The sequence below is a fragment of the Pantoea sp. Ap-870 genome (assembly GCF_011752515.1).
Taxonomy (GTDB): domain Bacteria; phylum Pseudomonadota; class Gammaproteobacteria; order Enterobacterales; family Enterobacteriaceae; genus Pantoea; species Pantoea dispersa.
On sequence record NZ_VWXG01000001.1, the window covers coordinates 418,275 to 430,180 of the forward strand.

General features: G+C 60.8%; 10 protein-coding genes. 6 read left to right on the forward strand and 4 right to left on the reverse strand.

Annotated elements, in window-relative coordinates; genetic code table 11:
* Positions 1-963 carry a tRNA dihydrouridine(16) synthase DusC gene (gene dusC, locus F3J41_RS02085; RefSeq protein ID WP_031279875.1) on the forward strand — a complete coding sequence of 321 codons (963 nt, stop codon included), beginning with the start codon at positions 1-3 and terminating at the stop codon, positions 961-963.
* A 174-nt stretch (positions 964-1,137) separates the two neighbouring features.
* Positions 1,138-2,334 carry an MFS transporter gene (locus F3J41_RS02090; protein WP_166709803.1) on the forward strand — a complete coding sequence of 399 codons (1,197 nt, stop codon included), beginning with the start codon at positions 1,138-1,140 and terminating at the stop codon, positions 2,332-2,334.
* Here the strand turns inward: F3J41_RS02090 and F3J41_RS02095 are convergent.
* Positions 2,321-3,928 carry an inorganic phosphate transporter gene (locus F3J41_RS02095; RefSeq protein WP_166709805.1) on the reverse strand — a complete coding sequence of 536 codons (1,608 nt, stop codon included), beginning with the start codon at positions 3,926-3,928 and terminating at the stop codon, positions 2,321-2,323. The two genes, F3J41_RS02090 and F3J41_RS02095, sit on opposite strands and share 14 nt — an antisense overlap.
* A gap of 166 nt (positions 3,929-4,094) precedes the next feature.
* Between F3J41_RS02095 and F3J41_RS02100 the strand changes: the two genes are divergently transcribed.
* Entirely contained in the window at positions 4,095-5,120 is a 1,026-nt protein-coding gene (locus F3J41_RS02100; protein WP_058769476.1) for a transporter, read from the forward strand.
* Between the two features lie 98 nt (positions 5,121-5,218).
* Here F3J41_RS02100 and F3J41_RS02105 read toward each other — a convergent pair whose 3' ends face one another.
* Together F3J41_RS02105 and F3J41_RS02110 are read right to left on the reverse strand one after the other, a co-directional pair.
* Positions 5,219-6,331 carry a L,D-transpeptidase family protein gene (locus F3J41_RS02105; protein WP_058775308.1) on the reverse strand — a complete coding sequence of 371 codons (1,113 nt, stop codon included), beginning with the start codon at positions 6,329-6,331 and terminating at the stop codon, positions 5,219-5,221.
* A gap of 199 nt (positions 6,332-6,530) precedes the next feature.
* Positions 6,531-8,345 (reverse strand): glycoside hydrolase family 15 protein, encoded by a 1,815-nt coding sequence (locus tag F3J41_RS02110; protein WP_021508478.1) that lies wholly within the window; start codon positions 8,343-8,345, stop codon positions 6,531-6,533.
* A gap of 118 nt (positions 8,346-8,463) precedes the next feature.
* On the opposite strand from F3J41_RS02110, the gene F3J41_RS02115 reads away from it, so the two are divergent.
* The gene (locus tag F3J41_RS02115) at positions 8,464-9,243 is read left to right on the forward strand and encodes an SDR family oxidoreductase (protein WP_058757839.1); all 780 of its coding nucleotides are present in this window, start codon (positions 8,464-8,466) and stop codon (positions 9,241-9,243) included.
* Here F3J41_RS02115 and F3J41_RS02120 read toward each other — a convergent pair.
* Positions 9,240-9,815, reverse strand: a complete 576-nt coding sequence (locus F3J41_RS02120; protein ID WP_021508476.1) for a DedA family protein — start codon at positions 9,813-9,815, stop codon at positions 9,240-9,242. The two genes, F3J41_RS02115 and F3J41_RS02120, sit on opposite strands and share 4 nt — an antisense overlap.
* A gap of 164 nt (positions 9,816-9,979) precedes the next feature.
* Here F3J41_RS02120 and F3J41_RS02125 point away from each other — a divergent pair, with 164 nt between their 5' ends.
* Both F3J41_RS02125 and pbpG read left to right on the forward strand, forming a co-directional pair.
* Positions 9,980-10,567: a Yip1 family protein gene (locus F3J41_RS02125; protein ID WP_059011173.1), complete on the forward strand. Its 588-nt coding sequence runs from the start codon at positions 9,980-9,982 to the stop codon at positions 10,565-10,567.
* Positions 10,568-10,793: 226 nt separating this feature from the next.
* On the forward strand, positions 10,794-11,732 hold the full coding sequence (gene pbpG / locus F3J41_RS02130) for a D-alanyl-D-alanine endopeptidase (protein ID WP_058769479.1): 939 nt from the start codon (positions 10,794-10,796) through the stop codon (positions 11,730-11,732).
* The last annotated feature ends 174 nt before the right edge of the window (positions 11,733-11,906 follow it).

Consider the following 11,906-nt stretch of genomic DNA (forward strand, 5'->3'; position numbering starts at 1 on the left):
ATGCGGGTTTTACTGGCACCCATGGAAGGCGTACTGGATTCGCTGGTACGTGAACTGCTCTCCGGCGTGAATGACTACGACCTGTGCGTCACCGAGTTTTTGCGCGTGGTCGATCAGCTGCTGCCGGTAAAATCCTTCTACCGTTTGTGCCCGGAGCTGCACCATCACAGCCGGACGCCCTCCGGTACGCGCGTGCGCATGCAGCTGCTGGGCCAGTATCCTGAGTGGCTGGCAGAAAACGCCGCACGCGCGGTGGAGCTGGGCTCGTGGGGCGTTGACCTCAACTGCGGCTGCCCGTCGAAGCTGGTAAACGGCAGCGGCGGCGGTGCGACGCTGCTGAAAGATCCGGAGCTGATCTATCGCGGTGCCAGAGCGATGCGCGAGGCGGTGCCCGCTCATCTGCCGGTCACGGTGAAAGTGCGGCTCGGCTGGGATTCGGGCGCGCGGCGTTTCGAGATCGCCGATGCGGTGCAGCAGGCCGGTGCCAGCGAGCTGGTGGTGCATGGCCGGACCAAAGAGGACGGCTATCGCGCAGAGAGCATCAACTGGCAGGCGATTGGTGAGATTCGCCAGCGTCTGACAATTCCGGTGATCGCCAACGGCGAAATCTGGAACTGGCAGGATGCGCAGGATTGCCTGCGCATTACCGGCTGCGACGCGGTCATGCTCGGGCGCGGCGCGCTCAATGTGCCTAACCTGGGGCGCGTGGTGAAATACAACGAAGCCCCGATGCCGTGGTCGCAGGTGGTTGAGCTGCTGCTGCGCTACACCCAGCTGGAGAAGCAGGGTGATACCGGCAACTATCACGTTGCGCGCATCAAGCAGTGGCTGGGCTATCTGCGCAAAGCCTACCATGAGGCCGACGGCCTGTTCAGCGAGATCCGCACGCTGCGTGTCTCCGCCGAGATCGCCAGCGCCATTGAACGCCACGCCGCACGCATGGCCCAGGTGTCCTGCATCTGAACCTGAGCGGTGGTACCTGAACCGTCAGGTCCGCCGCGTTAACGGGCAAGCCAGCGATCACCCGGTGAAAGTGTGCGCTGCCGCCATGTTTTATAACAAAAAAAGCCGCGATCCTTAGTCTGCTAACCGGTATAGTGAACCTTCGCTTTCACCACGTTTCTGACGCCATCTTCCATGTCTGACGCCGCTGTACTGAGTAATGCTCAGTTAAATAAACGCATCCTCTCCGTCATCGTTTTCACCTTCTTTTGCTACCTGTCCGTCGGGTTGCCGCTGGCGGTGCTGCCGGGGTTTGTGCATAACCAGCTGGGCTTCAGCTCGTTTATCGCCGGGCTGATCATCAGTCTGCAATATTTCGCCACGCTGCTCAGCCGCCCGCACTCTGGCCGGCTGGCCGATCGCTACGGCCCGAAACGCGTGGTGATGATGGGGCTGGTGTGTTGCGGCATGAGTGGCGTGCTGTCGATTATCGCCGCACTGTGCAGCGGCGCGCCGCTGCTGAGCCTGACGCTGCTGGCGCTGGGGCGGCTGTTTCTCGGCGTCGGGGAAAGTTTTAGCAGTACCGGCTCGACGCTGTGGGGCATGAACATTGTCGGCCCGCGGCAAACCGCGCGGGTCATTTCGTGGAACGGCGTGGCGACTTACTTTGCCATGGCGATTGGTGCGCCGCTGGGCGTGCTGCTGAATCAGATTTTTGGCATCAGCGGCTTTGCTGGCCTGGTCGCTCTGATGGGGGCGATCGGCTTCTGGATGGCCTCCGGCAAGCCGGCGGTCAGCGTCAGCGCCGGCGTGCGCATTCCGTTTCATCGCGTGGTCAGCCGCGTCTGGCTGTTTGGCCTGGCGCTGGGATTTGGCACCATCGGCTTTGGCGTGATCTCCACCTTCATTACCCTCTATTTCGCCAGTCGCGACTGGAGCGGCGCGGCGTTCGCGCTGACGCTGTTCAGCCTCGGCTTCGTGCTGGTGCGGCTGGCGTGCGGGCGCTATATCACGCGCTTCGGCGGGCTGCAGGTCTCGCTGATCTCCTTCGTGCTGGAGGGCGCCGGTCTGCTGCTGATCTGGCAGGCGGACAGCAGCTGGCTGGTGGATATTGGCGCCTTCCTCACCGGCGGCGGTTTCTCACTGGTGTTCCCGGCGCTGGGCGTGGAAGCGGTGAAGCGGGTACAGCAGCAGGATCAGGGATCGGCGCTCGGTACCTATTCGGCGTTTCTCGATCTGGGGCTGGGGTTGACCGGACCGGTGGCGGGGCTGTTAATCGGCCACTGGGGCATGCAGTCGGTGTATCTGGCGGCAGCACTGATGGTGCTGGGCGCGTTCCTGATTACGCTGCGCCTGCACCAGCAGTCTTCAGAGCCTATCAGGCCAGATTAATAAACAGCGCATACAGCAGCCCTGACAGCAGCACCGATACCGGCAGCGTCAGCACCCACGCCAGCGCCAGATTACGCAGGGTGGCGAGCTGCAGGCCGGATCGGTTGGCCGCCATGGTACCGGCCACGCCGGACGACAGCACATGGGTGGTCGACACCGGTAAACCAAAGGCATCGGCCGCGCCGATAGTAGCCATCGCCACCAGCTCCGCACTGGCACCCTGCGCATAGGTGAGATGGGTTTTGCCGATGCGCTCACCCACCGTAACCACAATCCGGCGCCAGCCGACCATGGTGCCGAGACCCAGCGCAATCGCCACCACCACTTTGACCCACATCGGGATAAAGCGCGTGGCCGCGTCCAGCTCGTGCTTCACCGCCGTCAGGTTGCGCGCCGTCTCTTCCGGCAGCGCGACGTTGGCCGATTGCAGATGCTTGATGGTCTCCGAGGCGAGATACATATCGTTTCGCGTATTGGTGACCGCCTGCGCCGGAATATTTTCTACCGAACCGTACTGGCGAATCTGTTCGCCGATATCGCCGAGCATCATACCGAGCGCTGGCAGCACCTGCGGCCGGTTCTGGCTGGTGCGTACATATTCCGTCAGCACCTCACGCGCTGCCGGCATTGCGGCGGGCGGTGGCTGCAGCGTCAGCAACTGTTGTTCGGTCACCTGGGTTAACGCCGCCACGCGCGGAATTTGCTCCGGCGGCAGCGAGCGGTTGAGCGCATAGGCGATCGGCATGGTGCCAACCAGGATCAGCATAATCAGCCCCATGCCTTTCTGACCGTCGTTCGAGCCGTGGGCAAACGAGACGCCGGTACAGGTGAGGATCAGCAGACCACGAATCCACGCTGGCGGCGGCTGATTGCCTTCCGGCGCCTGATACAGCTGGCGATTGCGCACCAATGCCTTCATGGCCAGCAGCAGCACGGCGGCGCAGATGAAGCCTATCACCGGCGACAGCAGCAGGGCGTAACCGACTTTAACCGCCTGATCCCAGTCGACGCCGCTGGTGCCGCTGCGGCCGTGCAGCAGCGCATTCGCCACGCCCACGCCAATAATCGAGCCGATCAGCGTGTGCGAAGAGGAAGAGGGCAGGCCGAAATACCAGGTGCCAAGGTTCCAGACAATCGCCGAGCACAGCAGCGCATACACCATGGCGAAACCGTGACCGCTGCCCGCCTGCAGAATCAGCTCCACCGGCAGCAGCGAAATAATGCCAAACGCCACCACGCCGCTGGAGAGCAGTACGCCAAGGAAATTACACAAGCCGGACCACACCACCGCCACGCCCGGCGACAGCGAGTGAGTGTAGATCACCGTGGCGACGGCGTTGGCGGTATCGTGGAAGCCGTTAACAAACTCGAAGCCGAGCGCAATCAGCAGCGCCACGCCGAGCAGCAGGAACGGCGTATAGCTGGTGACGACCGCGCCGGTCTCTTCTACGTCGTTAAACAGGTTGATGCCGGTAAAGAGCAGCCCGGCCACCAGTAGCAGCAGAAAGAGCATGCGCGAGGCGCGACCGCTGCGCGGGTGCAGATTGGGCCGTCCGCGGGCGGACGATGATGCAGGGAAACTGTTTTCAGCCATAACACACCCCCCGGGGTGAATTAACGATGCACAAATGGCACCCGTTAACTGCAGTGTGATACGGGTTTTGTATGACAGAATGATGATGCCAGCGCGGGCTGTCATCATGCTGTAACAGACCTGTCGCAGGCTGTGGATCTGACCGCTCTGGGATCTTCACGCCGCTATGCTCCAGCCTGTTCTGCCGCTTGCCTCGCTGCCCGACTTCAACAACGAAGTTGCCGGACTGATTCACGGTTACCTGTTCAACCCGGATGCGCCGCCACAGCGGCTCAACGCCCGCGAGGCCGCGCAGCTGGCGCGGCACACCTTACCCGACGGCTGCTTTCTCTGGCTGCACATTAACCTGAATCATGCCCGCGCCGAGCGCTGGGTTCAGGACCACTTCAGCGTAGATGACGATTTTTTCGATGAGATTCATTCGGCCTCGCCGCGCACCCGGCTGGCGCAGCAAAACGATGCGCTGCTGGCGGTGCTGAATGACGTCACCTTTAGTAAAGAGGAGCGCAACACACAAAATGCGACGTTGTGGATCTGGTGCCGGCCGCAGGTGATGGTCAGCGCGCGCTATCGCCCGGTTGGCATGATTGAACGTATGCATCAGCAGATTGATCGGCTGTGCTTCAGCGCGCCGGATGCGATGCTGCTGTGGCTGCTCGGCGAACAGGAAGCGCAGCTGGAGCAGGTGGTGCGGCGCTCCAGCCAGGCGGTGGATGCGATAGAAGAGCGGCTGCTGAGCGCGGCGATCAAAGCCAACCGCAGCGAGCTGGGCCATCTGCGCCGCATGCTGCTGCGCGTCCAGCGGCTGCTGGCGCCGGAGCCGGCCGCGCTGTTTCGCCTGCTTAACCGGCCGCCAAACTGGCTCAACCGGGAACCGCTCAGTGAGCTGCGGATTTTCACCGAGGAGTTCAGCGTAGCGCTTAACGATCTTGCCAGCCTGATGGAGCGCATTCGCCTGCTGCAGGAGGAGATCGCTGCCCGCCTGATGGAGCAGAGCAACCGAACGCTGTTTTTGCTCACCTCAATCACCGTGCTGGCGCTGCCCATCAATATCGTAGCCGGTTTTTTTGGCATGAACGTGGGCGGCATTCCGCTGGCGAACAATCCGCACGGCTTTCTGCTGTTAGTGCTGGTGGTGCTGGTGTTTACTCTGGTGGCGGGCTGGCTGGCGTTACGCCGACCGCACGATTGAGCGCGCAACTGCGCCGCGACACAACCGCACAATGATCCCGGCGATCGGGCAATAAAAAAGCCAGCCCTGCGGCTGGCTTGATCATCGACAGCAAACCCTTACAGGCTGTTGCCGTTGCTGGCAGGCTGTGCCGGCGCGGCCTGCTCAACCGGAGCGGCTTCAGCGGGCTGCTGCGCATCGGCCTGTGGCGCGACGGCGGTGGCACCCTGCGGCGTCATCGGCTCTTCTTTCGGCATCGCGTCAGAAGACTCTTGTACCATCACCGGCGCAGGCTGGGCTTCGCCCGGCTGACCGTTGATTTTGGTCGGCATACCGGTACGTGCCTGGATAGCATTGTTCACGGCATCCTGATTGGTGCTGGCATCGGCCACCACTTTGGTCACGGCGGACGTCAGGCTGATTGGCACCAGTTCACGTGAGTTGAACTGCTCTTCTGTGGTCGACAGCGGGTTGTGAACCTCGATGTAGCGCGAACCGTCTGGCTCAACGGTGGCTTTTACCGGCTGGTCAATGAACTGGACGCGCGTACCTACTGGCACGTTGTCGAACAGCCATTTGATGTCGTCTGCACGCAGACGCACGCAGCCGTGGCTCACGCGCAGGCCGATACCAAAGTTGGCGTTGGTGCCGTGAATCGCATACAGACGACCAATGTATAGCGCGTACAGGCCCATCGGGTTATCCGGACCTGCCGGGAACACGGCCGGGATGCTCTCGCCGCGCGCCGCGTACTCTGCGTGCATCGCTTTGGTTGGCGTCCAGGTTGGGCCATTCTTCTTGCGCTCAACCGCGGTGGTCCAGTTAACCGGCGTATCTTTACCCAGCTCGCCGATACCGATCGGCAGCACCACGACAGTTTTGGTGCCTTTCGGGTAGTAATACAGACGCATCTCGGCGCTGTTGATCACGATGCCTTCACGCGGTGCGTCAGGCAGAATCAGCTGCTGTGGGATCACCATTTTAGTGCCTGCTTTCGGCAGGTAAACGTCCACGCCTGGATTGGCTTCCAGCATGTTGCTGAGGCCCATCTGGTACTGCGCCGCAAACGCTTCCAGCGGCAGTTTGCTGTCGTCTGGCACGGTGATTTCAATATTTTCGCCAATCAGGCGGCTATTCGCTGGAGGCAGCGGATAGACGACTGCAAAGGCCGACTGGCTGAACGCCGCCAGTACGAGGGCGAGTGAAGCGAACGCGCGAATGCTTTTTTTCATGTTTTTACAAGTCGTTATGGCCATTTTATTGGCTTGTCAGTGTGTCGAACCCATCAGGGTCAGAATAACCCGCTGCGCATTATATGTGCATAGGCGCAATGATGGGAATCAGGATTTTCGCTGGTTGAAGATACTTTACGCAAAACGCGGCGTTTCACAGACTATTCTCTTTGCCACGCCGCCCAAAATGTGAATTTTTTTAAGGTTGCCACAGCGTCACTTCGCCGCTCAGTTTACGGTTAAGGAAAAACGCGGCACTGATCAACGCCAGATGGGTCAGCGCCTGCGGCATGTTGCCTAGCGCGTTGCCGTGCGAGGTAAACTCCTCGGCGTATAACCCCAGCGGATTGGCGTAGCTCAGCAGCTTTTCAAACTCGAAGTGCGCCTCATGCACCCGCCCGGCGCGCGCCAGACACTCCACATACCAGAACGAACAGGCGGCAAACGCACCCTCGCCACCGGTCAGCGCATCGGCGGGCGTCTCACTGATGTTATAACGCCGCACTAAACCGTCGCTCACCAGATGGGTTTTAATGGCATCCAGCGTGGCGATCCACTCCGGATCGGTCGAGCTGACAAAGCGCACCAGCGGCATCAGCAGCATCGACGCATCCAGGTATTTACCGCCGCGCGTGGCGGTGAAGTGGCCGAGTTCATCGTTCCAGAAGTTCTGCCAGATGTCGTCGCGGATCTCACTGCGCACCCGATCCCAGCGATCGTACGGCATCGGCAGCGAACGCTTCATGCCCAGCCGCAGTGCGCGGTCCAGCGCCACCCAGCACATCAGGCGCGAATGCAGAAAGTGCTCCGGCTCGCCGCGCATCTCCCAGATACCGGCGTCCGGCTGGTTCCAGTTAACGCAGACGTAGTCAATCATGCTGGACACATGGCGCCAGCCGCGCTGCGAGATGGCTTCGCCGTATTTATTGGCAAGGTAGACCGCATCCATCAGCTCGCCATAAATATCCAGCTGCGTCTGACGCCAGGCATCATTGCCGATGCGCACCGGGCGCGAGTTGGCGTAACCGGAAAGGTTGAGCAGTTCGGTTTCGTGCAGCTCGGTGCCGCTGTCGAGGCGGTACATCACCTGCAAATGCGGCGTATCGTCGTGGCTGTGCTCAACGCAGCGGCCGACCCAATGGGTGAAGTCACGCGCTTCTTCCACATAGCCGAGCCGCATCAGCGCGTACATGCTGAACGAGGCATCGCGGATCCACGAGGCGCGGTAATCCCAGTTACGCTCGCCGCCCAGCTCTTCCGGCAGGCCAAAGGTGGCGGCTGCTGCAATTGAGCCGTGCTGGTGCGAGGTGAGCAGCTTGAGCGCCAGCGCCGAGCGCGTCACCATCTCGCGCCAGCGGCCGCGATAGGAGCTGTGGCTGCTCCAGCGCCGCCAGTAATCCACGGTATCGCGAAAGCAGCGCTCGGTCGCGATATGCTGCACTTGCGGATCGTCATCGTTGCCAAACACAAATTCGGCGTGCTCACCGGCCTGCAGGGTAAACTGCGCCACCGCGCTGTCCGGTTCGCGCGTCATCACCACCGTGGCGCTCAGGCGCAGCGACGGCTGGCCTTCGGCGACAAAGGCGATACCGCCGGGGCGCGTCTCCGTGCGCGTTTCGGCACGGGCATAGTCGTGGCGCGGCGCGCAGCGCAGATCAAAGGTGGCGGTGCCGCGGATCATTTTTACCCGCCGCACCAGGCGCGGCACTTTGCTGCGCTCATCGCAGATCGGCATGTAATCGGTAATTTCCGCCACGCCGGCCTCATCAAGCCAGCGGGTTTGCAGAATGTTGGTATCGGGCAGGTAAAGCTGCTGCTGGCGCGCGTTTTGCCACTGCGGTGCCAGCGAAAACAGGCCGGCTTCGTCGCTGTCGAGCAGGGCGGCAAACACGGAGGGGCTGTCGAGTTCGGGCCAGCAGAGATAATCAATGGTGCCGTCGTTCGCGATCAGGGCACAGGTGCGTAAATCACCGATGACGCCGTGGTCGTCAATTCTGCGTTTAATCTTGCTCATCCTGCCTCCTGAACGCTATCCGATTGTTAACTATAGACGAAACGGCAGAATCGGCTGCGGCGTGGCACAGAACGATAACTTCTATACTGTGAAGACACCCATCAGGCAGGAGAACGTTATGACACTGGGCAAACAGAAAGTCGCCGTAGTGACCGCTTCAGATTCGGGGATTGGACGCAGCTGCGCCGTGATGCTGGCCGAGGCCGGCTACACCGTCGGCATCACCTGGCGCTCGGATGAAGAGGGCGCGCAGGAGACCGCGCGGCTGGTGGAGAGTAAAGGCCAGCTGGCCCAGGTGCGGCAGCTCGATCTGTCCGATCCGCAGGCTGGCGGGCAGCAGCTGGCGCAGCTGATCAATTCGCTGGGGCGCATTGATGTGCTGGTGAACAATGCCGGCGTGATGACCAAAGCCGATTTTCTCGATGTGACCTTTGAGGACTGGCGCAAAGTCTTTACCGTTGACGTAGACGGCGCCTTTGTTTGCGGGCAGATTGCCGCGCGTCATATGGTGGATCAGGGCGACGGCGGGCGCATCATCAACATCACCTCGGTGCATGAGCATACGCCGCTGCCGGACGCCGCTGCCTATACCGCAGCCAAACATGCGCTTGGCGGGCTGACCAAATCGATGGCGCTGAGCCTGTTGCCGCACCACATTCTGGTGAATGCCGTGGCGCCGGGCGCTATCGCCACGCCGATGAATGACATGAGCAACAGCGAGGCGCACAGCCGGCGCATGCCGGAAATCCCGATTGGCCGCCCTGGCGATACGCGCGAAATCGCCAGTCTGGTGGCGTGGCTGTGCTCGGAATGGGCCACTTACACCACCGGACAGTCATTCGTGGTCGACGGCGGCTTCATGCTGGCCAACCCGCAGTTCAAGGGTTACCACAGTTAACCGGCGCGGCGGCGGTTCCAGCGGCGAATCACAAAGCGCAGCACGATGCCGAACACAATTGCCGCCGCCAGCCAGATGAAGTGCTTGAGGTGCTGATCAAGCTTGTGCAGCCACGGCGTAATAATTTCACCGGCGAAGTAGCCGAGGGTGACAAAAATCAGCGCCCACAGCGCGGCGCCAATGACGTTAAGCACGAAAAAGCGCAGCGGCTTAAGGCGGCTGGTTCCGATAATAATCGGTCCAATCAGGCGAAAGCCGTACATGAAGCGCACGCCAATCACAAACAGGCTGGGGTGCTTCTGAATCAGCCGGTTAGCTTTTTTAATGGTGTCCTGATGTTTGCGGAAGCGCCGCAGAATGCGCGTGCCATAGCGGCGGCCAAGCCAGAACAGCAGCTGATCGCCAATGATGCCGCCGCCCATCGCCGCCAGCACCACGCCGCTGAAATGCAGCAGGCCCTCGTGCGCCGCGACGCCGCCCAGCAGGGTAAAGGTTTCCCCTTCGGCAATGCAGCCAATCAGCAGCGCCAGGTAACCGTACTGGGTGATTAATCCATTGATATCGATGTGCAATTTTTCCTCCCTGGGTAAGCGATACAGCTAACAGTCTAGCTGGCTGCGGCTTTTTTTGTGCCGCTGGCCGCAAAAACAGCCGCGCCGATTATACTTGAACTGAAGCTGCCTGCATTGGACAGCCTGATCGCTGGGGCAGCCCGTCGCATCAGAGGAGTGATTGTATGAATCATGTCTGGGGTCTTCTGGCGCATCCCAATCAGGAGATGCGTGATATCAAGCAGGAAAACGAGAGCGTTTCGCACCATTACACCCATCACGTTCTGCTGATGGCGGCGATCCCGGTGATCTGCGCCTTTATTGGCACTACGCAGCTGGGCTGGAATCTGGGCGAAGGGCAGTTCGTGCAACTCAACATGCTGACCGGTATTGGTCTCGGCATTCTGTTTTACCTGATCATCTTAGGCGGTGTGGCGGTGATGGGCCGCGTCATTCACTGGATGGCGCGCGACTATCCGCAGCGTCCCAGCATTCAGCGCTGTACCGTATTTGCCGGCTATGTGGCGACGCCGCTGTTTATCAGCGGGCTGGTGGCGCTCTATCCGCTGGTGTGGCTGTGCGTGCTGGCCGGGGCGATAGCGCTGATGTACACCGGTTATCTGCTGTACGTCGGCATCCCGGTGTTCCTCAATATTGACCGTGAAGAGAGCCTGCGCTTCTCCGGCTCGACGCTGGCGATTGGCGTGCTGGTGTTCGAGGTGCTGCTGGCGCTGACGGTGATTCTGTGGGGTTACGGGCCACGCTTGTTCTGACCGTGGTAAGGGTCAGGTCGTCAGCCATGGCGACCTGACTGATCCCGCTGCGCCTGGCAGCGTTTGTCATGCCCGCCTTTTTTTTAACGCCCGGAAACAATCTCCCTAAGAAATTTCGCAGACGAGCGCGTATGATAGCGCAGCCAGCCCGCGTCGCATCAGGCCTGACGCCGGCGGCCTGTGTTTCGACACAGCGCAAACCTCCTCACCGGATTTTTTTGACACGATGTCTGTAAAAATGCGTATTTCTTTGCTGTCGCTGGCGCTGTTTGTCGCCGCGCCAGCTGCGATGACTCCGGCGCTCGCCGCCGCAGCAAAACTGGCCGATCTGGCGCCGATTGCCCAGCCGCAAATCGCCTCCGGCAGCGCGCTGATTGTCGATCTCGATAATAACAAAGTGCTGTTTTCCAGCCATCCGGATCGGGTGCGGCCTATCGCGTCGATCACCAAAGTGATGACTGCGATGGTGGTGCTGGATGCCCGGCTGCCGATGGACGAAATGCTGTCTGTGGATATCAGCCAGACGCCCGAAATGCGCGGCGTATTCTCGCGCGTGAAGCTCAACAGTGAAATCAGCCGCCGCAACATGCTGCTGCTGGCGCTGATGTCCTCGGAAAACCGCGCGGCGGCCAGCCTGGCGCATCACTATCCCGGCGGTTACGACGCCTTTATCCGCGCTATGAACGCCAAAGCGCGCGCGCTCGGCATGACGCACACCCACTACGTAGAGCCGACCGGTTTGTCGCTGCATAACGTTTCCAGTGCGGAAGATCTGGTGAAGCTGCTCAAGGCCACGCGCCAGTATCCGCTGATTGGTCAGCTGAGCACCACCAAAGAGGAGACGGCGGTGTTTAAACACCCCAGCTACGCGCTGCCGTTCCGCAATACTAACCACCTGGTGTACAAAAATGACTGGCGCATACAACTGACCAAAACCGGTTACACCGACGAGGCCGGTCACTGCCTGATAATGCGTACCATGATTAATAACCGCCCGGTAGCGCTGGTGGTGCTGGATGCGTTTGGCAAATATACCCACTTTGCCGATGCCAACCGCCTGCGCGACTGGCTGGAAACCGGCAAGGCGGCGCCGGTGCCGGCGGCCGCGCTGGCGTACAAAAAGCAGAAAGCGTCGCAGCTTGCCAGCAGTGCGGACGTGGAGTAACGCAACCTGTTACTCAGCGTAGCGGCGCAAGGGAGTGCGCCGTGTGTCGTGGTGGCGCGTGGCTGACGGTCAACGGCGCTTAAATGAACAAAATTTCTTATCGTTAGCACCAATGTTTTACGCCACCATTCCTATAGTTTCCCTGACGGCAAAGTCCTACACTGGCGACCATTC

What these genes read in the sequence shown, in the direction of transcription:
- F3J41_RS02105 (WP_058775308.1), bottom strand. Translation starts at nt 6,331, where the DNA reads ATGAAAAAAAGCATTCGCGCGTTCGCTTCACTCGCCCTCGTACTGGCG.
- F3J41_RS02095 (WP_166709805.1), bottom strand. Translation starts at nt 3,928, where the DNA reads ATGGCTGAAAACAGTTTCCCTGCATCATCGTCCGCCCGCGGACGGCCC.
- F3J41_RS02115 (WP_058757839.1), top strand. Translation starts at nt 8,464, where the DNA reads ATGACACTGGGCAAACAGAAAGTCGCCGTAGTGACCGCTTCAGATTCG.
- pbpG (WP_058769479.1), top strand. Translation starts at nt 10,794, where the DNA reads ATGTCTGTAAAAATGCGTATTTCTTTGCTGTCGCTGGCGCTGTTTGTC.
- F3J41_RS02090 (WP_166709803.1), top strand. Translation starts at nt 1,138, where the DNA reads ATGTCTGACGCCGCTGTACTGAGTAATGCTCAGTTAAATAAACGCATC.
- F3J41_RS02110 (WP_021508478.1), bottom strand. Translation starts at nt 8,345, where the DNA reads ATGAGCAAGATTAAACGCAGAATTGACGACCACGGCGTCATCGGTGAT.
- F3J41_RS02100 (WP_058769476.1), top strand. Translation starts at nt 4,095, where the DNA reads ATGCTCCAGCCTGTTCTGCCGCTTGCCTCGCTGCCCGACTTCAACAAC.
- dusC (WP_031279875.1), top strand. Translation starts at nt 1, where the DNA reads ATGCGGGTTTTACTGGCACCCATGGAAGGCGTACTGGATTCGCTGGTA.
- F3J41_RS02125 (WP_059011173.1), top strand. Translation starts at nt 9,980, where the DNA reads ATGAATCATGTCTGGGGTCTTCTGGCGCATCCCAATCAGGAGATGCGT.